Here is a 25,888-nt window from a genome sequence, read left to right as displayed (position 1 = left end):
GCAGAAATCCGTCTCCTCGAACTTCTGCGCTGCGAGGTGCCGAAACCACGCCCCACGCGTCGGCATTCACGAGGCCCGCCGGGTATCGATCAAATCCATTCACCATAGTTTGGTAGCTATGAAAATAAAGTTCGGCATGACAAACTTTGAGGTGTGACTCTCTTGACTGTTAGGAATGCCGATGCTTCGGGAGGTCGGCCATGAACGCACCTTCGCGGCGTCAATTGTTGATCGGCGGGGTGCTCGCCGGATCGGCCGGGCTGATGGTGAACGCAGGAAAAGTGGTGTCTGCATCGCCTGCCGCGCATCCCGGAAACACCAACCCCGATTCCGCCGCACCTGACGGAGGCGGCGGAGGCGGCGGAGTTCATCACGGAGGCGGTGCGAGCGGTGCGACCTTTCGAGCCGGTCAGCAGGTAAACCACACTGCCAACGGGTTTCATCCCACGGCAATGCTGCGTGACTTCGACTACGGGACGACTTCCGAATTGCCTGACGGCCGAACCCTGCGCGAGTGGGAGATCTTCGCAGCCGACGAGGAGATCGAGGTAGCACCCGGAGTCTATTTTCCCGCGTGGACCTTCAACTCCCGCATTCCAGGTCCCGCCCTGAGATGCAGTGAGGGAGACCGGCTCCGGGTGCGGTTCGTCAACGGTTCCGCGCACCCTCACACGATGCACTTTCACGGAATCCATCCCGCTGAAATGGACGGAATTCCCGGGGTAGGCCGGAGCATCATCGAGCCGGGCGAGTCGTTCACCTACGAATTCGATGCAACCCCTTTCGGATTGCATCTCTATCACTGCCACGTCAGTCCACTCGCCGAGCACATTGCCCGCGGCATGTACGGCACATTCATCGTCGACCCAGCTCAGGGCCGCCCGGCGGCTGACGAAATGGTGATGGTGATGCACGGCTACAACACCACATTCGACGGGCAAGGAAACCAGCTCTACGCGGTCAACGGCATCCCGTTCCACTACATGCACGAACCGGTACAGGTGAAACGAGGCGAGCTGGTTCGCATCTACCTGGTCAACGTCCTCGAATACGATCCGATCAACAGCTTCCACGTGCACGGGAACTTCTTCGACTACTACCCGACCGGGACTCGGCTCGAGTCCAGCGAATTCACGGACACGATCATCCAGGCACAGGGCCAACGCGGAATATGCGAACTGCGCTTTCCCTACCCGGGCAAGTACATGTTCCACGCCCACAAGACCGAATTCGCCGATCTGGGCTGGATGGGTTTCTTCGAGGTGACCGAATGAGTGACACTCCGGATCCGACCCATCCGACGAGCACTCATGAGAATTCCTTTGACACTGAGGATTCCGCGCAGACAGAGTCCGATCAAGCCGACGCATCTCGCGCCGGGCTTTGGCTCCGAGGCGCTGCAGTACTCGCGATCATCGTCGTTGCCTTGACTGCCCTGGCAATGCTCGCCGGACAAAGCCTCCCCGAACGCACCGGCCCACCGATCGAGAACATCTCCGTCGAACGGACGGCCCTCGAACCAGGCCGAATCACGTTGACGCTACGCAACACCGGCCCCGACGCGGTGACCGTCGCGCAAGTTGCCGTCAACGACACATTCGTCGATTTGGTAGGAGCTGCAGATCCCATCGGCAGACTCGGGTCCGAGACGATCACCCTCGACTACCCGTGGGTCACCGGACAGCCGTACCTCGTCTCGATGCTCACCTCCACAGGATTGGTCATCGAACACGAAATTCCCGCTGCCGTAGCAACTCCTGCCCCCGGAGTGGCATTCTTCGGCTTGATGGCCTTACTAGGCACATACGTCGGAATCATCCCGGTCCTCCTCGGAATGCTCTTGCTGCCGGTGATGCGGCACGCCGGCTCCAGGGCAGTCAGATTCGTACTGGCCGTCACGGTCGGTCTACTCGCCTTCTTGATCTTCGACGGCACGAGCGAGGGGTTCAAGCTGGCAACAGCCTCGAGCGGAGCCTTCGGCGGCGGCACTCTCGTCGTACTGGGCGCAGCGATCGCCTTCCTGACGCTCACGTGCATCGATCGCTACCTGCGTGGAAGACGACGCCGAGCCGGCGCGACAGGTGCGTCCGAACTCAGCCTGGCACTGATGATTTCCATTGGCATCGGATTGCACAATCTCGGAGAAGGCCTCGCGATCGGATCCTCGTATGCGGTAGGTGAACTTGCACTCGGCGCGTTCCTCGTCATCGGATTCACCCTGCACAACACAACAGAGGGGCTCGCGATCATCGCACCATTGGCTCGGCGGCGCACCCCTCTGCTGACGTTGTTGGGGTTGGGATTGATCGCGGGTGCGCCGGCAATCCTCGGTGCTGTTATCGGGGCGGGCGTCGACAACCGTGAAGTATCTGCGTTGCTGCTCGGGGTCGGGGTCGGTGCAATCATTCAAGTCATCATCCAAATTGCACCGTCCCTGCGCACACAAGGCCGCTCGGACCTGGACCCTCTGGTCCTCGTCGGGGTCGGTGTCGGAATACTCCTGATGTTTCTCACTGGTTTGGTGGTCCCCGCATGAGCATGATCGATCCATCCGACATCAAAGTCGGTCGCCGTACTATCCTCGCAACAGCCTGCGCGACAACTTGTCTCGCCGTTGCCGGATGCAGCACGCAGAACAACAGCAACGAACCCGGTGTAACCCTGGGCAGCGCCAAGGTTCCGATATCTGCGGTTCCTGTCGGCGGCGGAGTCATTCTGGCGGACGAGCAAGTTGTGATCACCCAACCGCAGGAAGGCGTGTTCCAAGCCTTCTCTGCGGTATGTACCCACCAGGGATGCGTAGTCTCCGAGATCAGCGATGGAACGATCAACTGCCCATGTCACGGCAGCCGATACTCCATCGTCGATGGCTCGGTCGTGCAAAGACCGGCTCAGAAGTCCCTACACAGTTACGCACTTTCTCGCACTGGGGACACGATCATCGTCAACTAAGTCGGGGAACAGCACTTCCGAACTAGAACAGATATCTACGAAGGTTGTACCGGAGCAGTGTGTTCGGCGGCACTGCGGAAGTGAGAGATGTGCACTCTGCGCAACCTGAGTTCTCGGCGTACGGCCTATCGCATTGGGTCGTCATCGCTCTGTTTGTCGTGGGTTCTGTGTTTCTGATCTGGGCGGGACGTAGGCAGACCGAAGTGCAAGCTCGCCACCTCAGCCGCTTCCTCGCCGGAATACTGGCGGTGATATACGGCTCGGCGGTGCTCTACTCGCTGTCCTCGCCCACGCTAGGAGGATCCGTACCCCTACAACTCACCGATCTCGCGACAGTGTCCGCGATCTACGCCTTGTGGTCGCACCGACATTGGCCGTTCGCCCTCACTTACTACTGGGGGCTTGTATTGAGTACGCAGGCGTTGATTTCGCCAGCTCTAGTCGGGCCGGACTTCCCCGGTTACGAGTTTCTTGCCTTCTGGGTGATTCACCTGCTTGTCGTCTGGGCCGCGATCTACCTCACGTGGGGCCGGAGAATGCGGCCTAGCTGGCGAAGCTACCGCCTCGTGGTACTGGTCACGCTGACATGGGCGATAGTCACTTTCATTTTCAATCGTATCGCCGATACCAACTACGGCTTTCTCAACGCAAAACCTTCCACCGCATCGCTTCTGGATCTGATGGGTCCGTGGCCGGTGTATCTGTTTTCTGGGATAACAATCGTATTCATCATCTGGGCTCTGATGACGTGGCCGTGGGAGCGAGACGGGAGTCTCGACGAGGACGCCGCGGATCAACCTATGGACTAGCCGTCATCGTTCCTCCGCGCGCCCCTGGTACTGGACTGTTTCAACAACGATCTGCATAGAGTCCTGCCCAACCGATCGACCGGGCACGCGAGTGGTAAGCAAACGAGAGCGGCAGATGTGATTGCTCGACCGGCATGTGGATACCGGTGGGCAGCGCACGCTCCGATTGGCGACTCGCGGTGCCTCTGAGTTTCACCCGCTCGAGTTCGTCGGCACGTACATGATCCCATCGTCGGCACTTACCACTGAGTGTCGGCAATCTACTGAACAGTTTATTCACTATTTCCTGTATTCATAATTTTCTGTATTATCTTAGTTATGGACACCTTGTTGCATCGTGACGCACTGTCGAGGTTCGGCTACGCACTTTCGGACTCGACGAGGACACAGGTGCTACTGAGCTTGAGGAAGGCTCCGGGCTATCCGTCCGACCTCGCCGACCAGATCGGGGTCTCCCGCCAGATCCTGTCGAATCACCTCGCCTGCCTGCGCGGGTGCGGACTGGTCGTCGCCATTCTGGAAGGACGCCGTACCCGTTACGAACTCGCCGATCCCCGGATCGGGGACACCCTCGGCCAACTGATGGACCTCGTCCTCGCCGTCGACCCCACCCTGTGCCCGAAATCGGATGACGAAGGCTGCTGCTGACCGCAGCACGAAAGCGAGAACCCCCCATGTCGACACCGAACACCGCAGTTCGCGCACTGTACGAGCGTGAAATGTCCTCCGCGCACACCGCTTCCGACGACGCGATCCGCTGGAGTCACCTCGAACGCGCCCATATCCTCTCGCAACCACACCCGTGGCTTCACACCCGTAACCACCTCTCGATGCTCACCCTGGCGCTGCGGCAACATGATCGCCGCGAGGCTCTCGGACAGGTCCTGCGCATCGTGGTCGCCGCGCCCGGATCCCTGACCGGGCGGTATCCGGTCGGTAACACCGGACGCACGGCTGTCGGCCTGATGACACCGATGCCGATCCCGGAGGATCTGCAGAAAGTGCTGGCGCGCAGCCGCACTGAAGACATCGACTCTGCAGCCGAACCGGAGAGCACCCATGGCTGACGCGTGCTGCGGCCCAGACCTCGACTCTCCCGCGCCCGATGCCCACGAGAGTGAGCAACGACTCTGGCATGTCCGCGACCTGCAAGTGGCCGCCGCAGCAGCGCTTTTACTGGCGATCTCCTGGCTGATCGGACTCACCGGCTCCGATATCGCCGGCACAGCGGTAGCCCTGGTCGCCGCCGTGGTCGCGGCGTCGACCTTCGTGCCGAACACCGCGAGGAACCTACGACACGGCCGCATCGGCGTCGGAACGTTGATGACGATCGCCGCCATCGGCGCGATCGCACTCGGACAGATCACCGAAGCTGCGATGCTCGGGATCTTGTTCTCGATCGCCGAAGGCCTCGAACACTATGCCGTGACCAAAACCCGCCGCGGCCTGCGAGCACTCCTCGCACTGGTGCCCCCGACCGTCTCCGTCCTACGCGGCGGCCGCGAAGTCACGATCACACCGGACGAATTGGCCGTCGGCGACCGGATGCTCGTGCGCCCCGGTGAACGCGCCGCCACCGACGGCACCATCGCCGCCGGCACCACGAGCCTGGACCTGTCCGCGATCACCGGCGAATCAGTCCCGGTCGAAGCCGGACCGGGCGATCAACTCCATGCGGGCGCGATCAACGGCGGCGGAGCCATCGAAGTCGACGTCACCGCCCGCGCCTCCGACAGCTCACTCGCTCGGATCGTGCACATCGTCGAAGAAGCCCAGGACCGCAAGGGATCCGGCCAACGCCTCGCCGACCGCATCGCCCGCCCCCTGGTACCGGCGATCATGGTCCTCGCCGCACTGGTCGCCGGAATCGGCGCACTCCTCGGCGATCCGATGCTGTGGATCGAACGCGCCCTGGTAGTGCTCGTCGCCGCATCGCCCTGCGCACTCGCGATCTCCGTGCCACTGTCGGTGGTGGCGGCAATCGGTGCCGCAAGCCGAAACGGCGCCCTCGTCAAAGGTGGAGCTGCACTCGAAGAACTCGGCCGCATCACGGTGGTCGCCCTCGACAAGACCGGCACTCTCACCGCCGGAGCACCCGAAGTCATCGCCGTCGTCACCACACCCGGAACCACCCGCGAACAAGCACTTTCGGCCGCAGCAGCACTCGAAGCGCGCAGTGAACACCCCCTCGCCCGAGCGATCCTCGCCGCCGCCGCGACCCTCGACGCGGCCGATGACGTTACTGCTGTCGCCGGCCACGGACTACATGGCACCCACCGCGGCGGCGAGTTCCTAGCCCCTGCCTGAGGCGGGATAAATGGAACAACTGCTGGTGGTGCAAGCGCACACATGGTGATTACTTTCTGCGATGACGACTGAAAGGCTATTGAATTGAGCGTGGACTGGGACAAGATCGGGAAGGACGACTTCGAAAGAATCGTCGAGACGCTGCTGACGCGGAAGTGGCAGGGCATTGCGACAGTGACCTGCCCGGACGGGCGGGGCGGTGACGGCGGAATCGACGTCGAAGTTCGACAGAGTGATCGCCGGCGCATCCACCAGTTGAAGTACTTCCCAGACGGATTCTCCGGAGATAAGAAGACAACCCGCCACAAACAGATTCGCAACTCATTCGAACGAGCGACGAAGCTGTCGCCGCCCCCATCCGAGTGGATTCTCGTGATCCCCGCAAAGCTCACTCCTGGCGAACGAACATTCGTTGAGGGATTAGGAGGACCCGACCGGCCGCCCGTCACCATTCTCGACCGTGTGGGATTGGACGTCCTGATTGCCGAGTTTCCGGACGTCTATCGTTACCTCCGGCGCGATCACCTGCGACCTGAAGTCGAGTTGTATCGTCTCGAAACGGAGACGCTCACCGGCAGTTCCAAACCGCTCACCCGCCGGATACTGGACCTCGGAGCACAAGCAGACTCCACCGACCTCTTCTGGGCCACCGACTTTTCCCGGGTAGGCGACAAAGTTACCTACACGGTCCGCCCCAAAGACACTGACGCTCATAAGAAAAGCCCCATCACCGTGAGCTTCGACAGCGTCTTCGGCCCTGAACACGACGATGTGCGCAGAAAATTTGAGCAGTCGATGAATTTCGGCGCCTCCGGAGCAATCGTGCTACCGCCGCACGTCGTCAACAACATGGTGATCCGGGGGCCCCAAGCCATTGCCGGTACACCCGGCAATGTCACGGTCCGGATGGAGCCACTCAACGACAACCCTGCGGTCGGCGAGTTCGCTGAGCTTCGCTTCTTCGGCACCGACGGGACACTCAGGTCAGCGCACGAAGGTCGAATCACGTACATCAACCACGGATCAGTCGGCTACTCACTCGAAATCTCGTTCTACGAGCACCTAGAGGTTGAGCTTTTGGCTCCGATCAGCACAGGGGGATCGGGAGAATCCCGTCTCTCGTACAATTTTCACAGAATTCGCCCCAAGGATGCACTAGCTGTTCTCGACCTCCTCGATTCGTTGCGGTCGCCCGGGATCTTCAAGGTCTACATCAAAGACGACTTCCTGGCATCCCATCAAACCAACGGGGAGCCGACCGACCCGGCACTGGAACAAGAACTCGCCGAGATATACGGCATCGCACTCGATCTCAGCGTGGTACAGGAATTCTGCAACCACTCCTTCGCAATTCCGGAAGAAATAACCCCCTGGGAGCGGGTGAACCTGCGCGTCGCGCGGATCATCATCGACGGACACCTCACAGCCTCACCCCGAATCACCAACTGGACTGCGCCTCTGTCCGGTTTGGACTCACCGAAACTACGCACACAGCTCACAGAAAGCGGCCCCGCTCACTTCACGTGGAAGGATTTCACGCTCAAGCTGGGATCCAAGGAACTCGCTCTCGGCGATGCCGGGGTCATCCACGGGTCGGCGAAGGTAGTCAATTCAGAGGAAGCTCTCGCGGCCTTGGACGCCGGCACTGCAAGAGGATTCCGGATCAAATTCGAACCCCAGGAAGATCGATACTTCCTGATCTATCTCCTCGGACAAGGACCAGAACTGAAGGACCGCATGATCGCCAAGTGGACACTGCCCGGCTTCACACAACCCGGAACGGAAAAAACAAACCGCAATTGATCAAATAATGTTGCTGGTAACGCAACACGAGAGGACCAGGACGCAGATCCCGGAAATCGCGGTCGGCGAGCTGTGCTGCAGATTCCCCAATACGTGGCGCGTTCATTCCCCGGGCGTAGTGCTCGAAGCCCTTGAGTGGATCCAGGGCACTCATCACTGCAGACAACGAATCGCCTACGCATTCAAGGCCGGCCCACAACCAGACTCTCGACTGGCATCGCCCACCGAACTAGTTCATTGGGGACGGCGGCAAAATAGCGCGCTGTACCTACTCCTGGAACCAGCTACCGTTGAAATACGGTAACTGGCAAAGGATTATCTGTCTGGGTGCGCACCGGCCTTGCCCGTGCGGTTCAGCCCGTGGTGATGTTGACGACGCACTTGTCGACGGCCTGAACCCGCTCGTCGCCTGCTGAAATCTTCAAGGGTGCATCACTTGCTTTGCTCCAGCTTCCACCGTTTCGTGCGCCACCAGTCGAGGCGTACGCGACATTGCCGTTGATTACCCACACGTCGGAGCGGTTCTTGGTCTTTCCCGCGCCATCGACTGTGGTCGCCCCGTAGAAGGTGAGCGGACCATCGGTGATCACAGTTCCGTTGGTCAACCCATAGCCACTGGTCGATAGTCCGGAGCTAACGAGAGATGTCAGCTCTGCGCTGGCGGGAGCGCAACGAGGATCTGAAGCCGTCTTGGCTGCTGGGTTACCGGCCGATTCCGACGGAACTACCTTCGCGGTGGACGTCGGGGACGTTACGGCCACTGAAGTAGTCGAAATCGCGGTCGACGTCTTGTCACTACTTCCACATGCTGCGAGAAGAAGGGCACAGATGGCTGTGGCCGCGAACACGGCCGAACGAGTAATTTTCACAGGATGATCAAACCAGACTTGCCGGTCGCAAATCTCGTATGTCCTTTACGGTGCCCGGACGGCTTATCCAGTCGTCAAGGGACTGTTAGGTGGCGCGACAAAAGTTAAGCACTGCGAGCAAAGTGATGCCGTTTCGGGCTCACGCACGACCGGCCCGAACATGTCGTGCCCGTCAGGACGAGGACCAAGACCGTCCAGCTGCTGACTCGCTGGGCGGTGGTGCGGTTAGGGTTTCCGATTGGGGCCTGTGAAGCTTTGAACCTGTCAGCCCCTCTCATGCCCACGCGGGACGCCATCGGGGATCAGTTACGACCACCCGAGGTGCCCCCGACGCTGCAATCAGCGCAGCACGGTGACGGCCGTCCACCCAGGAGCCTTCGCTCCCGACAGTCAGCGGCTGAGTGAAGAACTCCTCCCACACACGACAATCCGGGCCGAACAGACCGCTCTGCTCACCGCACCGCACCCAATCGTCGAATTCCCAGTTGGCGGGTCGGACCCTGACCACCAGCACGCTCAGACGAGCAATCAACAACCAGTCAACCCACGGATACCCTTCATACAGTCGCCAGTTGTTCGACTCCACCACCGAACCGGCCACCTTCGGCAGAGTCGAGACCGCCCGAACAACGAAATCCACGAAAGGTTCTCCTCTCCATGACCTACGGCAGTGCCGGGCTCGGAGCCTTGGGCTTGGACTCAGTCAGTTTTCGGGCAACTGAGTGCGCGCAGGAGAGCATGAATTTCCGCGCGGCGGTAACGGCGGTGCCCACCGACAGTCGTAATGTATCCAATTTTTCCTTCGATGGCCCAGCGGCCGACGGTTTTCGGGGTGACGTGGAAAAGCGCAGCGACGTGTCCCGGGGTCAGAAACTCATCGCCGCCGTCGGAGTCGCTGCCTGCAGCTGTCTGGGATTCACTCCCCAACACGCCGGAAGAACCCTCCGACCAAGATAGTGCGGTAGCCTCCTCCACCGTCGGCTCATCACTCGCAGCAGCGGCCGGCGTTGCGGTGCTGACCGTGGAGTCAAAGTCTTCGGCGGCATGACGACATGTGCTCACTGTGATTTAGCTGTTTCTCTCGTGCCGATGATCATTCACCCACTCTGATGAGGGGCAGAAATTGTGCGCTTGGCTGCAGTGGTGAGAGGTCTGATCTTGGGCGCAGAACCATGTTCGAGCCGTGCCGACCAATGCTGGCAGGCCTGGCGAGGATTCGGCGGGCCGTGTCGCCTTGTTGGCCTTAGAGCCACGACATCAGCAGTCAACTGGCCTATATGCACACTAGATCTTTTCTGAAGTGCACGATCGAGCGGTGGGCGGATTATCGGTCAATATACGCGCTCAGATTGTCTGCCTATCGAGCATTGGCCACATTTCGCGCACACGTCAATGTTTCTTTGTCCAGCTCGCCCACCACCGCCAAATCGATACCAGCGTGTAGCGGAAGCAAGGATATCGGAGTGCCGAGGCACCCCCTCCCTCCCAACACGTTTCGTATCGAACAACCAACAGCAGCCCTCAAATCGGACGCCGACTGGGGAGTCCGTATGCCCTGGCCGTCAATGTCTCCATAACTGTGCGTGGGAGCATCCGCTGCGCCAGGAGGACCACGGGTGCATTGCTTCCGACTGCGTAGACTGGGCGTGTGCGTTTTGCCTCGACGGCTTTCAGGACGGTTCTCGCCACGGTGTCTGGCGAAATGCCTTGTCCTTCTTTAGCGTCGAGCTTCGCGATCACAGTTGTGAAGTCGCGTTGATATGGAGAATGCGGTCCGCAGTATTTGGTGCGCCGTGTGGAGAGTCCGGTGTCGATCGAGCCGGGCTCGACGGTAGTGATGTCGATGCCGAACGGTTTCAGTTCGTAACGGGCTGCCGTCGAGAAGGCCTTGATCGCGGCTTTGGTTCCCGCGTACGAAGAGCGGTAGGCCAGGGGGAAGCTCGCCAGCATCGATCCGACGTTGACGACTGTGCCGCGCCCACGCACCCTCATGCCGGGTAGCACGCGCTGGGTCAGTTCCACCGGACCGAAGACGTTGAGCTGAAAAAGACGCCTCACGGCGTCAATGGGCAGCTCTTCGATTGGGCCGCATTGGCTTTCGCCCGCATTGTTGACCAACACGTCGATGTCGATGTGTTGGAGGCCGTTGACGAAAGACTGTATGGATTCGGATTCGGTCAGATCCAGTTCGCGGTACTCGACGCCTGGCAGGGGGTCGGCGATCGCCGAGATATTCCTACTCGTTCCGATCACATGGAATTCTCGTGTGAGTAGTGCTCGGGCGACGGCACGGCCGATGCCTGAAGATGCTCCGGTAACAACTGCAGTTTTCATGTGTGCACCTTTTGGTTCTGGATGGAAGGGAATGGACAACCTGGCCGCCTCCCACTCGGGAGCGTTAATAAGTAGCCTCTGCTGGTTGAGCGACGGTTTGCTGGTGGGATCGAATCAGCGGCCGTACTGCGGTCAGGAAGAACCAATGTTGCTCTCAGACGCAGCGTGACTGGCACGGTCTGAGCCCAAGAGTCCGGGACGCTCCTCCGCTGACTACTGTGGGCACTCTCCTCGTCGGACGCTGCGGGAAATAGACACTATTTACGCTTAGTCCTTTGCTTTACAAGGACTCTCGACCCGCCCCACTGCTCGAAGTTCAGCAGTGTCGACCGCAAGATCGGCCCGACGTTTGCGCGCCGCCTTCACTACGAAAATGTCCGATTCCGTGTAGTCGAACTGCGCCGGCCCTTGCGCTTTCGCCGGAAGTCGCTTGACTAATTTCTGGGCTCGCCTACGAAAATCGGATGCATCAGGTTGCTGCAACAAGAAAGCGACTGCATCGACAACTTCCCGCGAAGGGGCACTAACCCTATCCATGGGATTCCCTTCTCCTGCCGCCAACGGACGCCATGAAAAGTGAGGTACCAATCGGCTCTTTGCGGTGCTGAATGGCCCGCCACTCGGATCTGCACGGACGAAAGCCGGTGAATCTTCCCACAGGATGCCTGTAGGACCACCCGAACCTCGCGAAGCGCGGCGCGGTGCCCCCCTGCCCAGGGCACATCTTTCTCATTTGTCGGGGAAGTTCACTCCACTTTCTGACGTAATCATCACTTATGATCAAGTCGTCAGTCAAGGGCGAATAAGAGTTTCTCGACGAGTACCGAAACTCCTTCGTCCGACATGGACCGTAGAACGCTCGCGGATATGTGCGATGTGGGAGAGTCTCCACCGCGAGGACTTGGGGTACCTGATTCACGCTCCTCCGGTCGCGCAGGCAGCCGAGGTGCCGGCGCCCTGCGCAGGCATCGGACTGTCACCATGCTGCGCCTCTAGGTGCCATCCGGTAGGACTGACGCCGGGGCGATGACGGTGTGCAACGCTCCACGGTAAGACTGTGGAAGGGCCTTGCTGCACAACTCTTCCGCCTCGCATGCAGGTACACCCAGCGCCCGGAGAACTCGTACGGTCGTTCGGTCGACGGTGCTCGCCTCGTCTCGATCCGAATCTTCAAGGAGCAAACGGCCCATCGACAACAGGGTGCCCGACACAAGAGCCAAGGCAAGTTCGGAGTCCTCGACGTCGAATCGTCCCTGTTTCGTCGCCGATTCGATGTCTCGGCGCGAGCGCGGCGCCAAACCTCGCTCGGACGCAACCACTGCCGCTTCCGCGGTGAGCAGAACCCGACTCAGCTGCGGCTCCATTCGAAACAGGCGCCCGGACAGCCTGAAGGACTGCGTGAACTTCTCGACGGGATCATCCAGGCCCACCGTGAGGGTATCGAGGTACGCGCCGACGGATTCCAGCGCCTCGTCGACGGCGGCGCTCCACAGTTCCTCTTTGCTGGCGAAATAATTGTAGAAGGATCCGTTGCCTACATCGGCAGCTTGGGTGATCTCCAGAACCGGCGCGTTGACGTTGCCATTTGCAACAAAATCCAGTGCGGCTCGGACGAGTGCCGCTCGGGTGCGAGCTTTGCGGCGTTCGACGCGGCTGTCCTCCATCACTTGATGCTTCCCTTCCGTCACGCAAGGAGCCCAGTCTAACGCCACCATAACAAAATGACGATTTCGTCAAAAAGGGTTGACGCGGCCTCCTGCAATAAGTGACGATATCGTCAACAGCTTCGGAGGATTCAATATGCCGACAGACATCAACCCCCGGTCAGGCGTCGACGGCCACCAGAACATTCACGTCGACCAAGGATCATTGCCGGGTGAACATCCCGGGCGCGCCAGGAATCCGGTCATCAAGGTCCACGACATCGCGTGGCTCGAGTTCCGGAAGCCGGATCTGGTCAAAGCACAAGCCTTTGCCGAGGCTTTCGGATTTTCGGTCACGCTACGTACGCCGGATGAACTGCATTTGCGAGGTACCGATGTCGGTTCCCCGTGTGTGATCATCCGCAAGGGGGGCCGCTCGAGCTACGTCGGCGCGGCCTTCCTGGCCGCCGATGTCGCCGACGTGGTGAAACTGGCCGAGGCGGCCGATCGCCGCGTCGATCGACTTCCCGACGCCATCGGCGGGGTCGCGGTGAGCTTGACCGATCCGAGCGGTCAGGCAGTGCGGGTGGTCGCCGAAATCGACGGCGGGGCGCAACTGCCGCGACAGCAGGTGCACGCCCTGAACTTCGGTGTCTCGCACACCGCACCCCAGATCGCTCCCCGACTGAACTCCACCCAGCGAACTCCGCGTGAACCTGCGCGAGTGGAACGACTGGGACACGTCGTTCTCCAGCGCACCCGCTACCTCGAGAATCTCGACTGGTACCTCGAACACCTCGGGCTGATCGTGAGCGACTTCCTCTTCTACGACGGCCAACGCGAACGCGGTCCAGTGATGAGCTTCATTCGCTGCGATCGCGGCGAGACCCCCACCGACCATCACACACTCGCCATGACGTTGGGCCCCTCGGACCGCTACGTGCACTCGGCGTACCAGGTGTGCGACCTCGACGCCATCGGGGCAGGCCACCGATACCTCACCGAACGCGGATACAAGCACTCGTGGGGCATCGGCCGCCACATCCAAGGCAGCCAGATATTCGACTACTGGCGGGACCCGGACGGTTTCCTCGTCGAACACTTCAGTGACGGCGACCTCTTCGATTCCTCCCTCGAACCGGGGTGGGCACCGATGACCGCAACAGGATTGGCCCAATGGGGACCACCTGTGAGCAAGGACTTCCTCGGCCTCGCTCCCGGCAAAGACGCTCTCCACGAACTCCGATCGATCATCTCGGCCCTACACCGCGACAACGAATTCGACCCCGAACGCCTCCGCGGCCTGTTGAAAGTAGCCTCCTCATGAGCATCCCGGTCCTCCGCACCCCCGACGCCTGGTGGGTACAGCTACCCGCCGGCGCAGCACGCATCGACACCTCGGCAACGACCACGGCCGAACTGCTCAGCGATCGCACAGCAGTCGATGCCGCATCCAACAGCACAGACACCGTACCGCTCGAGACACTTGACCTGATTTCACCAGTCACCGCCCCGTGCCGGGTCGTCGCACAGATGACCAATTACGTTTCACACGTCAAGGATTCGGGCATGAACCCCGACACGGTCCCGCTAACCTTCTTCCGGAAATCGTCCGGCTCGATCAGTGGACCCACGGACGCCATCGTCAAACCCGCACACGTGAATCTACTCGACTACGAGGCGGAGATCGGACTCGTCATCGGAAAGCCGTTCCCTGTCGGCACTCCCGTGGACAACTCCACCGCCGCCGACCATATCGCAGCACTGGTGATCACCAATGATGTGTCCGCCCGCGATGTTCAGTTGCCGAAAACACAGTTCTACGAGGCGAAGTCATACCCGACCTTCACTCCCGTCGGTCCGGTGCTGCTCATTCTCGAGGAAGGCGACTTCGCCCGTTTCGACAAGCTCCGACTGATGCTTCGCGTCAATGGTGAACTGCGACAGAACAGTACGGTCCGAGACATGATCTATCCGCCGTCAAAGGCGTTGGAGACCCTGAGCAAATTTCAACGCCTCGATGTCGGGGACTTGATTCTCACCGGCACACCCGGCGGAACGGCCCTCAAGGCGCCCGCCAAACCGATCGAGATCATCGGCGGGTTCTTACCGCCCGCGCTCAAATGGAAGCTGTTCTTCAACAAGCAGTCGGCCAATCCCCACTACTTGAAGGACGGGGATGTGGTCGAAGTGAGCATCGCAACGGATGACTTCATGCTCGACCTCGGAATCCAGCGCACGAAGGTGAAGTACGCGCGATGAATCTCGGGACAGGCGAAACTTTGCCTCGGCTCGGTACTTCCACTACGTGCCGAACCGCAGTGGCGTCATGACCTTAAAGCACTACCCCGTGGTAATCGTCGGGGCCGGTCCATCCGGAATGACCGCCGCGTCACTACTGGGCCGATACTCCACGAACTGTCTTGTGCTCGACAGGTGGGCGAGCGTTTTCGCGCAACCGCGAGCCGTTCACCTCGATGACGAGATCTATCGCATCCTCGGCGATCTAGGTATCGCCGAGGAGTTCGGCTCGATCTCACGAGCCGGACAGGGTCTACGGTTGATCGACTCGGACATGAGCACGATCGCAGAATTCACCCGCAACCCGACGGAACAACCACACGGATTCCCCGCGGCCAACATGTTCGACCAGCCCGCACTCGAAGCGGTACTGCGAGCAAGAATGGACCAAGGCGGCAATGTGACATTTCGTGGCCATTGCGAAGTCTCCGACGTCATCAACGAACGCGATACGGTACGCGTGATCTACACTGAAAGAGACACTGGGCGAGTACATTCGGTCACGGCGGACTACGTATTGGGCTGCGATGGGGCCAACAGCGTCGTGCGCTCCGCGATCGGATCACGGATGACGCACTTGGGATTCGAGCAACGGTGGCTGGTCGTCGACATCGCCACCACCGCCGACTTGCAGCTATGGGATGGCGTCCACCAACTGTGCGACCCGCACCGCGCGGGAACTTACATGCGGATCGGTGAGACGCGCTATCGGTGGGAATTCCGATTGCAGGATCACGAAACCGTGGACGATTATCGTGACCTCGATACCTTGCGTCCGCTGTTCGACCCGTGGCTCGGAGCTGTCGTCAACTCGGATGTGGAGCTGATCCGGGTCGCGGAATACACCTTTCACGCGCAGGTCGCCGACCGGTGGCGCGATCGCCGAGTATTTTTGCTCGGCGACGCAGCCCACCTCACGCCTCCGTTCATCGGACAAGGCCTGGGCGCCGGCCTTCGTGATGCAAAAAACCTGATGTGGAAACTGGTCGCGGTCCGGGAAGGTCTGCTCCCCGCATCCGCGCTCGACAGTTACCAGATCGAACGCGGCCCGCACGCTACCGCGATGATCAAACGGGCCGTGATGGTCGGCTGGGCGATGACCGGGGGCGGCCATCGGACTGCCGCAGTGCGAAAACGTGTCCTCCCGCCGCTGATCAAGCTTCCCGGCATCGCGGCCAAAGTGACCGACAGCGCGACCCCCAGCCTGCGTCCATCGCAGTTCGTTCGCCGTAGCGTTCCGACGATTCACGGACTCGCAGGAACACTTTGCCCAAATGCGTTGGTGGACAAATCAACCCGGTTCGACGAAATCGCGCCCGACCAGACGGTCGTCGTGACAATGACACCCCCGAGCGACGGACAGCGACGAGAAATGACCCGCCGGGGCGCCCACGTCTTGGTAGTCGAAAAATCTTCGCCTCTGGGAACATGGCTGCGGCGCGGCCGGTCCTGCGCAGCGATCGTACGTCCGGATCGAACAGTGATGGCGTCCTCCCGGTCCCTGTCTTCACTGCACACCCGAGTACCTGTGCTGCCGGCCCCCGTCGGCGCGGCCAGGCCGGCTTGACCGTCGGGCTGGCCCAGTTCTCGCAGCCCTCGACTCTGTCCTCATCCTCATTTAGGAACCTCATGGCTACAGACATCTCCACCCCGCAATACCGTGCGAACATCTACTCGACAGAGGCGATTCTCGATCCGTATCCGCACTACGCCGAGTTACGCGCGTTGGGCCCGGTGGTATGGCTTGCTCGCCATCGCGTTTTTGCCGTTTCCCGGTACGCCGAGTGCAAATCCGTGCTGCTCGACGACGAAACATTCATTTCCGGCGACGGCGTAGGGCTCAATCCGGTCGCCAACAAGTTGGGTCAGGGTACGACCCTCAACAGCGATGGAGACGAGCACACTCTGAAGCGATCCGTCCTGGCGCATCGGTTGACTCCCAAGGCTGTTCGGAAGATGACGTCTGCAATCGAGGAAAAGGCCGAAAGCATAGTCGAGAATGCCCTCCGTAAGCAGTGGGTGGACGGAGTCGACGACCTCGCGACAGCCTTACCCATGTCGATTGTGCCTGATCTCGTCGGGTGGCCCGAAGACGGTCGCGACGACTTGCTGCGTTGGGCCGGGGCCACATTCGATGCCCTCGGCCCGATCAACCGACATGCTGTCGGCGCAACGAAAGCCGCGGCCGAGATGCTGGCCTTCTCCAAAAGGGTTGTCCGAGAGCGATCCGTACTTCCCGGCAGCATGGGCGAAGACGTTCTCATCGCCGCCGACGAAAACAAGATCGACAAGTCACAGTGTCCTGCCTTGATGATCGATTACCTCGCACCCTCTCTGGACACAACGATCGGCGCAATCTCGGGCGCGCTGAATCTGTTCGCGCAACACCCCGACCAATGGCAGGCCGTTCGCGAGAACCCCGATCTGATCCCGAACGCGGTCAACGAAGTCGTTCGCTTCGAGTCGCCGATCCGCGCGTTCTCCCGCCGAGCGACACGGGACACCGACGTGGGAGGCTCGATGATCCCCGCAGGCGGTCGAGTGCTGGTGGTGTACGCCTCCGCCAACCGAGACCCGCGCGAGTGGCACGATCCGGATTCATTCGACATCACACGCGACGCTGCACGCCAGCTCGGATTCGGCTCCGGAACACACGGCTGCGCAGGCCAAGGCTTGGCCCGTCTCGAAACACAGACCATCTTGCGCATCCTCGCCCGGCGCGTCGCCCGTATCGAACCTGCAGGCAGCGCGGAACGTGCAATCAACAACGTCATTCACCGATACGAGCGGCTTCCCTTGAAGCTGGTCGCAGCAGGAAAGGCACTCTCATGAAGATCAGCGTCGACTGGGACCGCTGCGAAGGCCACGGTATCTGCACCGAACAGGCGCCGAAGGTGTTCAGCCTCGACGACGAAGGCGAACTCTCCTATGCGTACGAAAATACAGACATTCCGGACGAGCTCGCTCCCGGCGCCCGCTCGGCGATCGGCGCCTGCCCCGTTGCCGCGCTGAAAGAGCAACAGTGAGTACCTCCGATCGCCACATCGTCATCGTCGGCGATTCCATTGCAGGATGCACAGCTGCACGCGAACTCCGTGCGCGCGGCCACCTCGGACCCATCACGATGATCGGGGCAGACAGCGACGGCTCCTACGCCCGGCCACCGTTGTCCAAGCACATCCTCAAAGAGGGGGCGAAGGAAGCCGAGGTGTGGGATCTATCGGACCTCGACATCACTGCCATCCGCGGCACCGCGACCGGCCTCGACACCGACCTACAAGCAGTTCTACTCACTGATGGACGCCAAGTTCGCTTCGATGCCCTCATCGTCGCAACCGGAGCTCGAGCCCGCCGTATCGGTGCCCCCACCCAACACGGGGAGTTGGTGTTGCGAACATTCGCCGACGCCCGGGAGCTGGGCACTCGGCTCGACGCGGCCGATTCGGCGATCGTCGTCGGCGCCGGCTTTCTGGGAATGGAAGTCGCCAGTGTATGTGCAGCGCGCGGCATCGCAGTCACCGTGGTAGACGTCGATGCACCGCTCCAACGTATCCTCGGGTCGTTTCTGTCCGGGGCAATCACCGCCCGTGCGCGATCCTCGCCGGTGCAGATAGTGCGCACCGATCGGCCCGTCGAACTGATCGGCGATCCCGTCACCGGAATAGCCCTCTCGGATCGAGAACTACATGCGGATCTCGTCGTGACCTGCGCCGGCGAAATTCCCGACTCGCACTGGCTCGAAAGTTCCGGTGCCGCCGACACACAGGGCGTCGGTATCGACGCCCGGTGCGCGACCGCAATACCGAATGTCTTCGCTGCCGGAGACGTCTCCCATTTTTGTAGCTCGGTGCCACAGCGCAGGCAACCGTTCTGGTCGAACGCAGTCGCCCAGGGGAAAGTCGCAGCCGCTTCGGCACTGGGTCTCGAACCCACATGCCCTCCGACCGACGACTACTTCTGGACCGAAATCCTGGGACTGTCGATCAAAGTGGTCGGCCCACTCCCCCTCCTGGGTGAGCCGACCGTTCTCGACGGCTCCGTGAACGAAGGATCAGCTTTGCTCCAATGGACGCATCCCAACGGCCGAAAAACGGTGGTGGCATACGGGATCAAAAAATCGGTGGGACTTCTCCGGCGTATCGCACGCGAACAGACAACTCTCTCGAGGTAAGGAACACACAGATGACCTTCGGTTCGACATCGTCCGCCCGCCGCTCAACTCTCGTCCGCCACCTCCCCGAAATTGTGGGTCTGGCTCGTACGGCGATCGGCGTGGCACATATGATCGCGCCCACCCGCGCCAACGACCTCATCGCCGGACCTGACGCGGCACGTGCAACCGTCCGCGCAACGGCTCGAACCTTCGGAATCCGTGAAATCTACATCGGTGGCGGCCTTTTCGCTGCGACTCTGTGCGCCCCGAAAGCAGTTCGAACGCTGCTGCGAGCCGGCGTGGCGGTCGATGTCTGGGATACCGGCGCCTTCGCCATGACAGCCAATCTGCCGCGACGCACTCGAATCGCGGGCTGCGCGATCGCAGGCGGATTCGCGATCGCCGGTACGCTTGCGGAGATTCCGCTCCAGCGTTCCTGAACGAGCGGGATTGACGGGTGCCGAATTGTAAAATGTCGTGTGCGTGCCTTGTCGAAGGATTGGATCACCCTAGACGGAAGTGCGTCTAAAATATGTTGCAGCACAACCTGTTTAAAAACAATCAGCCATATCCGAATCACAGGGCAGGATGGATGGATGGTAATCCTGACCCACAGAGACAGACGTCTGCACCATCTGCACAATACGTCGAAATAGTCATGTGCATAAGGCCGTTGGGAAACCTCGGTAAACGCAGCGGCCCGGGAGAGGCGCCGCCCCCTAGGCCGCGGCGTTGTGCGCGCTGCGATCAGGCTCACTACGAAAACGCGATGCACGGCCGTCCATCTTGCAGGCCTTCCACACCAGGCGCGACCCGCGGTTCATCAGGCCGGCGTCGGTAGCCAGCATGCGGACGTCACCGAAGTAGTTACGCAGAGTCTGACGCGACTCGGACAGATCCCAGAACAGGTCCTTCTTCACGGACTTCGGGATGTCGAACTGCTTCCAGAACGACTTCGGCGGCACGACGATGGCGTCACAGAGAATGCGCATGACGATCGGGAACAGCAGCGAGAGGACGAACCGGTTCGGGCGTGACATCAGCGGGATGCGACGGCTCAGAAGCTTGTGCGCGAACGAGATATGACGCGCTTCCTCGGCCACATGAATGGCCATGACCGACTCCATGATCGGATGGATCCGGCCACCACCACGCAACACGCTCTTCTGAATGTGATCGATCGGCTCCTCACCGGCAAGGACACCGACGAAGAACAGCTCCGGGAACGGACCCGCAACGAGAGGGACGAAAGGAGCAAGCATCTTCATCGGACGGCTCATACCCGGAGCATCGACACCGATGCGGTTGACCATCTCCTGGAACATCATCGTGTGATTGCACTCTTCGACCGACTCGTGCGTGCAATAACGCGCCTCGGCCGAATCGTTGGGCAACGAGAAGACGTACTGCATCAAACCGCGAATCAGAATGTTCTCGAACTGAAGACCAACCTTCGCAATGTTCGCCTGACGCCACATACCGATCTCGATCTGCCTGGCCTCCGGCTGCGCCTGATACCACGGATGAGCCCCCAACGGATCAGACTCGACCGGCAGGATCCAACGGCGATCGTTCGCAACAACAGCGAACTCGGGAGAATCCCAATCGATGTCGAGATACGGATCGAAATGCTTGTGCACCGAACCCTCCGACAGGAGCCGAAGCGTCTCGTTGTACGAGTCCTCGGATACTTCTGCGCGCTTGTCGAGCGGCACCGCGAGCGTCATGACATCTCCCCTGCAGTTCTCACCGCAGGTACTTCTCGCGGTGGTCGGTGGAATCGAGGGCCGCTTGCACGATCACACTCGGCCGGTCAGATTTAATGTAACTCACGGTATCAGTAAAAGTGGGCGGTCGGATACCTGAACTCCATAACGCCTTGATCCAATACTTACAAATGAACGACGAGACCGGTTGGACGAGCTGCCACGACACCGAAATGCTCGAACACCATCTACTGACTCTCTACCGAGACGCAGTAGTCACAGGTGCACCAGAAACTGAATCGAACCGGAGTTTCCGGAGACTGATGTACCCCGAGTTTTCCGGAGTTCGTTTGTTTTACTTCAGGCATTGATGCACCCGAGAGAGGTCCACGATGCCCCGACGTTATCCACCCGAGTTCCGCCGGAAAGTCCTCGATCTGTTGAAGTCAGGCCGCACGGTTGCCGAGGTCGCCTCAGGTCTCGATGTCACCGAGCAGACGATCTACAACTGGCGCAATCAGGAGCTCATCGATACCGGACAGAAGCCGGGGCTGAGCTCGATCGAGAGCGCGGAACTCGCCGCTGCCCGCCGCCGCATCGCTCAGTTGGAGACCGAACTGGCCATTGCCACACGGTCCACCGAGTTACTGAAGTCGGTGGTGCTCCCAAAAGGCGGTTCGAAGCGATCGAAGTGATGGCCAAGGAAGGACTACCCGTGCAGACGGCATGCCGGGTTCTGGAGGTGTCCGAGTCTGGTTTCTACGAGTGGCGAAACCGGCCACCCTCGGAACGTTCATTGCGACATGCCTGGTTGACGCAGCTGATCACCGAGGTTCACACCGCCTCGCATGGCACCTACGGCGCCCGGCGTGTTCATGCCGAACTTACCCTTGGTCACGGCATTGCTGTTGGACACGGCTGTGTCGAGTTGTTGATGAGAACTGCTGGTGTGAAAGGGCTTCCGGGAAACAAACGTGCGCGCTCCAAGCATCAGACCCCGACTGCGAGCGATCTCGTGGACCGTAAATTTACCCGCGACGAGCCGAACAAGCTGTGGGTCACGGACATTACGGAACATCCCACGCGCGAAGGAAAAATCTACTGCGCTGTTGTCTTGGACGCGTTTTCGAGGCGGGTTGTCGGTTGGTCGATTGACAGTTCTCAGACGGCGACGTTGGTGACGAACGCTCTGGGAATGGCTATTTCGAATCGGGATCCGACGCCCGGCACGTTGATACATTCTGACCACGGAGTTCAGTTCACATCCTGGGCGTTCACCCGCCGGGCCCACGACTCGGGCCTGGTCCCGTCAATGGGATCGATCGGCGATTGCTATGACAATGCCGTCATCGAATCTTTCTGGGGCCGAATGCAAACCGAGCTATTGAACCGGAAACGATGGAGAACAAGGATCGAACTGGCCAACGCTATGTTCGAATACCTCGAGATCTTCCACAATCGCCAACGCCGGCACAGTGCCCTCGGGATGCTGACCCCGATCGAGTTCGAGAACATACACTTCACACGTCAGCCCGTAGCCTGAAGTCAAATATCGCGACTACACGAAACTCGGGGCACATTGAACCGTGCCGGGTTTGATGCCGCATCCGTTTTTGTGAAGGATGCAGATCATGCCCAAGCGTTACCCACCCGAGCAACGTGAGCGAGCCGTCAAGATGGTCCTCGACCAACTCGACGAATACCGGTCCGTCTACTCCGCATGCCAGGTGATAGGCCCGAAACTCGGTATCGGCGCCGAATCGCTGCGGAACTGGACCAAGCAAGCCCAGGTCGATGCTCAGGAGGTGCCCGGAGCGAGCACCGCGGAGCAAATGCGGATCAAGGAACTCGAGCGTGAGAACCGAGAACTCAAGGAAGCCAACGAAATTCTGAAGTCGGCATCGATTTTCTTCGCGAGGGAACTCGACCCTCGCCGCCGCTGATAGTCCAGTTCATCGACGACATGCGTGCACAAAATTTCAGGGTCGAGTCGATCTGCCGAGTGCTCACCACACAAGGAATCCAGGTCGCCCCACGCACATACCGCAACTGGAAAACCTCACCACCATCTGCAAGGACGATCACCGACGCCCACCTCACCAAGGAACTGCGGTCCACGATCGGCACTGCCGAAGGGCTCTACGGCCGACGAAAGATGACGGCTTATCTGCGCCGCAAAGGCCACCACGTCGCTGCCTGCACCGTCGACCGTTTGATGCGCGACGAAGGACTGAACGGGGTGGTCAGAGGCAGACAGCACCGAACCACGATTCCAGGCGGCAAGGACAGCCGGCGGGCACCAGACCTGCTCGATCGCGATTTCACCGCTGAAGCTCCGAACCGCACATGGGTTACCGATTTCACTTATTGCCGAACGTGGGCGGGGTTCGTCTACGTCGCTTTCGTGATCGACTGCTTCTCCCGGGCAATCGTCGGCTGGCATGCCTCGACAGTGAAGGACACGGGCATGGTCACCACGGCCTTGAAGATGGCGTTGTGGCGACGCGATCACGGTGGACATCGGGTCGGTGATGGGTTGATCCATCACAGCGATGCCGGTAGCCAATATACATCTATTTCCTTCGCGGAAACGCTTGTGTTGGAAGGGATTGCAGCTTCAATTGGAAGTGTCGGCGACGCCTACGACAATGCCCTCGCGGAGTCGACGATCGGACTGTTCAAGACAGAAGCGGTTTCCAAGAGTAGTCCCTTTCTGCAGGGCCCGATCAAGACGATCGACGACATCGAATTCGCGACGATGGAATTGGGTGGATTGGTTCAATACCCGCCGTCTGCACAGCACCTTGGACTATGTCACTCCGGACGAGTTCGAGGCCGTCTATTACTCTCAATTATCGATTCTCCAGCCGGAGATGTCGCCAGCATAGGAGCGGCAAGAAACCCGGCACGGTTCATATACAGGAACTGTTGGGAGTATGGGTTGAGTGTGGATCGATCTCGAACCGATGTTGGCTGATCTATCTGGTCTAGACCTCCCCACGATTAGTCGGCGGTTGACGGACGCCCGCATACGCAGACGACTCATGACCTAAAAGGCGTTCGTCTCCGCTCGGTGGGTGGGGCTGCACCCGGTACTTGCACGTTTCTGAGGTGTCCCGTCACGGTGTCGTCAATGCGAGGAGCCGGGTCGATGCGCAATAGTCTTCTTGGTTCCGTTGGCGAGATGGACCTCAAGGAGGGTATCGGCCTGCCGTCCGCTACCCCATGCAGAAATTGAGCACTCTCATTGCCAAGCAGCTCGTCTGTGAGGTCCAGCTGACTCTGACCCGATTCACCAATCTCCAGAAACCCCACCAACCTTATGGTCGGGCATGTCGACGGCAGGTGAAAACTGATCAAGGTATGGCACCTTGGGTTCTAGTCAACGTCGCAACACCGATGGATTTTGAATCGCCGGGATGCTTCTATATCTGTCAAGACACCAAGATCGGGTGTGCGGCGGCGAGTGTCCGGAACAGCTGCCGGGTGACGTAACGCTTGAGAGATCGCATGATCTCCTTGGTCGTGCGGCCTTCGGTTCGTCGACGTTCGACGTAGGTACGGGTTTGGGGATCAACTCGCATCCTCACGACGGATGATGGTGGTCAGTGCTCTGTTCAGACGGCGGTCACCGCCACGATTGAGCCTGTAGCGCACCGTGTTACCTGACGAAGCCGGGACCGGGCAGGTCCCGGCGAGTGAGGCGAACGCAGCCTCGGAGCGCACCCGACCTGCATGTGACCGCGTGATCAGGACAGTCGCTGCAACCACCGCGCCGACCCCGACCGCGGCAGTCAGTTCCGGCACATTGGTCGCCGCCAATGCGTGGAGAGACTTTCGATTGTCAACCAACTCCGCATCGAGCGCACGAATCCTCTTGGCTAGTCGCACGGCTTCCGCTCGGCACGTCGCAGTGGTGGCGTCCTCGGACCGAGCTCGCCACGTTGCGATCTCCTTTATCTGACTGTATGCCAACGATTTTCGTGCATCTACACCAAGTTCGACAGTGCGAACCAAAGCCGTCAACGCATTGACCGCGCGCGTCCGTTCACACGTCATCTGTTCGCGGGCGACCACGAGAACGCGCATCGCCACTCGCGATCCGTCCGCACGTGGTCGGCGCAGTCGATCGATGTCGACAGACAGAACTGACCGGGCGATCCGAGCGGCGTCGAGATCGTCGGTCTTACCGACTCCTCTCCGATCCGCCGAACCCATCACGGATGGGTTCGGCTACCGGGAATCCCGCCGCAAGAACGCGGTCGGAGAGTCCGGCGCCGTAGGAGCCGATGCCTTCGATGACGACGAGGGCGGCTTGTTGACCTGCTCTGTGTGCAATCCACGTGCGGGCCCGATCAAGACCCGCTGGACTTGCCGGAAAACTTGCTTTGTCATGCACGGCACCGGTTACAGCGGCCACAACACACAGCGCATGGGCGGCAGCGTGGGTATCTACACCGATGACGATCTCGTAGTTGTCTGCGACGATAGGCATAGCGACGGATGTCCTTTCCGATGGGCGACGTCGTTGTCGGCGTCGGCCCGGAAAGAGCACTTCGAGGCAGGCCTGTAATGGGCCACGACCTCGCGCTACGGGGTCGGGCAGGCTTGAAGATCAAGCCACCGAAGCAGGACCGGACCGGCGTCGCCGCCACGACAGAGTGGACAAACCCCGGCCAGTGCATCCGAAAAGGAGCAAAGCGATTCATGAGTCACACGGCGTTGTAGCGACGGCACCTATCCTGTCAGCCAGCCCCGGACCGGCCACTACAAACACCTACATGCGATTCAAAGTGAGCTTGGTGACGTCCGATTCTTGTTCCCAATACACCTTTGTTGCAAGCGCATCGATGTAGATGACAACGGACTCAGCCATGATCGGATTGAATCGCACCGGAGTTTCCGGAGACTTCATCCTTTGGGAAAGATGGAGTCATGTCGTCAGCAACGAACAAGAGGTACCCACCCGAGCTGCGTGAGCGGGCGGTTCGGATGGTCGCAGAAGTCCAAC

At 60.3% G+C, this 25,888-nt stretch carries 20 protein-coding genes and 4 pseudogenes; 17 read left to right on the top strand and 7 right to left on the bottom strand.

The genetic code is table 11. The features are described 5' to 3' along the window. Positions 1–200 precede the first annotated feature (200 nt). The 8 genes and pseudogenes from MTX36_RS17230 (at position 201) to MTX36_RS17195 (ending at position 7,871) form a co-directional block, all read left to right on the top strand. Complete coding sequence (locus MTX36_RS17230) at positions 201–1,274, top strand: multicopper oxidase domain-containing protein (RefSeq protein ID WP_243620918.1); 1,074 nt, start codon at positions 201–203, stop codon at positions 1,272–1,274. Further along, complete coding sequence (locus tag MTX36_RS17225; RefSeq protein WP_243620917.1) at positions 1,271–2,536, top strand: ZIP family metal transporter; 1,266 nt, start codon at positions 1,271–1,273, stop codon at positions 2,534–2,536. The genes MTX36_RS17230 and MTX36_RS17225 overlap by 4 nt, the downstream gene beginning before the upstream one ends. After that, positions 2,533–2,952 (top strand): Rieske (2Fe-2S) protein, encoded by a 420-nt coding sequence (locus MTX36_RS17220; protein WP_243620916.1) that lies wholly within the window; start codon positions 2,533–2,535, stop codon positions 2,950–2,952. The genes MTX36_RS17225 and MTX36_RS17220 overlap by 4 nt, the downstream gene beginning before the upstream one ends. An 89-nt stretch (positions 2,953–3,041) precedes the next feature. Continuing rightward, entirely contained in the window at positions 3,042–3,761 is a 720-nt protein-coding gene (locus MTX36_RS17215; RefSeq protein ID WP_243621007.1) for a TIGR02206 family membrane protein, read from the top strand. Positions 3,762–4,079: 318 nt separating this feature from the next. After that, positions 4,080–4,409 carry a helix-turn-helix transcriptional regulator gene (locus MTX36_RS17210; RefSeq protein WP_243620915.1) on the top strand — a complete coding sequence of 110 codons (330 nt, stop codon included), beginning with the start codon at positions 4,080–4,082 and terminating at the stop codon, positions 4,407–4,409. Positions 4,410–4,435: 26 nt separating this feature from the next. After that, positions 4,436–4,828, top strand: a complete 393-nt coding sequence (locus MTX36_RS17205) for a DUF3703 domain-containing protein (protein WP_243620914.1) — start codon at positions 4,436–4,438, stop codon at positions 4,826–4,828. After that, positions 4,821–6,044: pseudogene (locus tag MTX36_RS17200) on the top strand (heavy metal translocating P-type ATPase); the annotation flags it as partial. The gene MTX36_RS17205 and the pseudogene MTX36_RS17200, both read left to right, overlap by 8 nt. 114 nt (positions 6,045–6,158) lie before the next feature. After that, on the top strand, positions 6,159–7,871 hold the full coding sequence (locus tag MTX36_RS17195; RefSeq protein ID WP_033237204.1) for a hypothetical protein: 1,713 nt from the start codon (positions 6,159–6,161) through the stop codon (positions 7,869–7,871). A 353-nt stretch (positions 7,872–8,224) separates the two neighbouring features. Here the strand turns inward: MTX36_RS17195 and MTX36_RS17190 are convergent, their stop codons facing one another. From MTX36_RS17190 to MTX36_RS17170, 5 genes are all read right to left on the bottom strand, one after another. Next, positions 8,225–8,632, bottom strand: coding sequence for a hypothetical protein (locus MTX36_RS17190; protein ID WP_051730819.1), 408 nt, complete (start codon positions 8,630–8,632; stop codon positions 8,225–8,227). A gap of 382 nt (positions 8,633–9,014) precedes the next feature. Beyond that, positions 9,015–9,380: a hypothetical protein gene (locus MTX36_RS17185; RefSeq protein ID WP_033237205.1), complete on the bottom strand. Its 366-nt coding sequence runs from the start codon at positions 9,378–9,380 to the stop codon at positions 9,015–9,017. A 59-nt stretch (positions 9,381–9,439) separates the two neighbouring features. Beyond that, entirely contained in the window at positions 9,440–9,667 is a 228-nt protein-coding gene (locus MTX36_RS17180; RefSeq protein WP_051730820.1) for a BldC family transcriptional regulator, read from the bottom strand. 594 nt (positions 9,668–10,261) lie between these two features. Beyond that, positions 10,262–11,074 (bottom strand): SDR family oxidoreductase, encoded by an 813-nt coding sequence (locus tag MTX36_RS17175; RefSeq protein WP_019749834.1) that lies wholly within the window; start codon positions 11,072–11,074, stop codon positions 10,262–10,264. 992 nt (positions 11,075–12,066) lie between these two features. After that, the gene (locus MTX36_RS17170; protein WP_007732122.1) at positions 12,067–12,738 is read right to left on the bottom strand and encodes a TetR/AcrR family transcriptional regulator; all 672 of its coding nucleotides are present in this window, start codon (positions 12,736–12,738) and stop codon (positions 12,067–12,069) included. Positions 12,739–12,874: 136 nt separating this feature from the next. Here MTX36_RS17170 and MTX36_RS17165 point away from each other — a divergent pair, with 136 nt between their 5' ends. The 7 genes from MTX36_RS17165 (at position 12,875) to MTX36_RS17135 (ending at position 19,611) form a co-directional block, all read left to right on the top strand. After that, complete coding sequence (locus MTX36_RS17165; RefSeq protein ID WP_007732108.1) at positions 12,875–14,044, top strand: VOC family protein; 1,170 nt, start codon at positions 12,875–12,877, stop codon at positions 14,042–14,044. Beyond that, the gene (locus tag MTX36_RS17160; RefSeq protein WP_007732106.1) at positions 14,041–14,979 is read left to right on the top strand and encodes a fumarylacetoacetate hydrolase family protein; all 939 of its coding nucleotides are present in this window, start codon (positions 14,041–14,043) and stop codon (positions 14,977–14,979) included. Before MTX36_RS17165 ends, MTX36_RS17160 begins: the two co-directional genes overlap by 4 nt. Before the next feature lie 67 nt (positions 14,980–15,046). Then, on the top strand, positions 15,047–16,585 hold the full coding sequence (locus MTX36_RS17155; RefSeq protein ID WP_037134792.1) for a bifunctional 3-(3-hydroxy-phenyl)propionate/3-hydroxycinnamic acid hydroxylase: 1,539 nt from the start codon (positions 15,047–15,049) through the stop codon (positions 16,583–16,585). A gap of 62 nt (positions 16,586–16,647) precedes the next feature. After that, positions 16,648–17,850, top strand: a complete 1,203-nt coding sequence (locus MTX36_RS17150) for a cytochrome P450 (protein WP_019749830.1) — start codon at positions 16,648–16,650, stop codon at positions 17,848–17,850. After that, the gene (locus MTX36_RS17145) at positions 17,847–18,044 is read left to right on the top strand and encodes a ferredoxin (RefSeq protein WP_007728158.1); all 198 of its coding nucleotides are present in this window, start codon (positions 17,847–17,849) and stop codon (positions 18,042–18,044) included. The genes MTX36_RS17150 and MTX36_RS17145 overlap by 4 nt, the downstream gene beginning before the upstream one ends. Next, the gene (locus tag MTX36_RS17140; RefSeq protein WP_243620913.1) at positions 18,041–19,189 is read left to right on the top strand and encodes an FAD-dependent oxidoreductase; all 1,149 of its coding nucleotides are present in this window, start codon (positions 18,041–18,043) and stop codon (positions 19,187–19,189) included. The genes MTX36_RS17145 and MTX36_RS17140 overlap by 4 nt, the downstream gene beginning before the upstream one ends. An 11-nt stretch (positions 19,190–19,200) precedes the next feature. Then, positions 19,201–19,611: a hypothetical protein gene (locus MTX36_RS17135; protein WP_019749828.1), complete on the top strand. Its 411-nt coding sequence runs from the start codon at positions 19,201–19,203 to the stop codon at positions 19,609–19,611. Positions 19,612–19,890: 279 nt separating this feature from the next. On the opposite strand, the gene MTX36_RS17130 is transcribed toward MTX36_RS17135, so the two are convergent. Continuing rightward, on the bottom strand, positions 19,891–20,898 hold the full coding sequence (locus MTX36_RS17130; RefSeq protein ID WP_243620912.1) for a diiron oxygenase: 1,008 nt from the start codon (positions 20,896–20,898) through the stop codon (positions 19,891–19,893). Between the two features lie 371 nt (positions 20,899–21,269). Between MTX36_RS17130 and MTX36_RS17125 the strand changes: the two are divergent. Further along, positions 21,270–22,420, top strand: a pseudogene (locus MTX36_RS17125) (IS3 family transposase). Positions 22,421–22,508: 88 nt separating this feature from the next. Next, a pseudogene (locus MTX36_RS17120) lies at positions 22,509–23,765 on the top strand (IS3 family transposase). A 546-nt stretch (positions 23,766–24,311) separates the two neighbouring features. On the opposite strand, the pseudogene MTX36_RS17115 reads toward MTX36_RS17120, so the two are convergent. Next, positions 24,312–25,372, bottom strand: a pseudogene (locus MTX36_RS17115) (IS110 family transposase). Between the last annotated feature and the right edge of the window lie 516 nt (positions 25,373–25,888).

Origin of the sequence: Rhodococcus sp. ARC_M6 (genome assembly GCF_022810305.1) — a bacterium.
Lineage (GTDB): Bacteria > Actinomycetota > Actinomycetes > Mycobacteriales > Mycobacteriaceae > Rhodococcus_F.
Note: the sequence above shows the minus strand (reverse complement) of the source record. Positions and strands in the feature narration are given on the sequence as shown.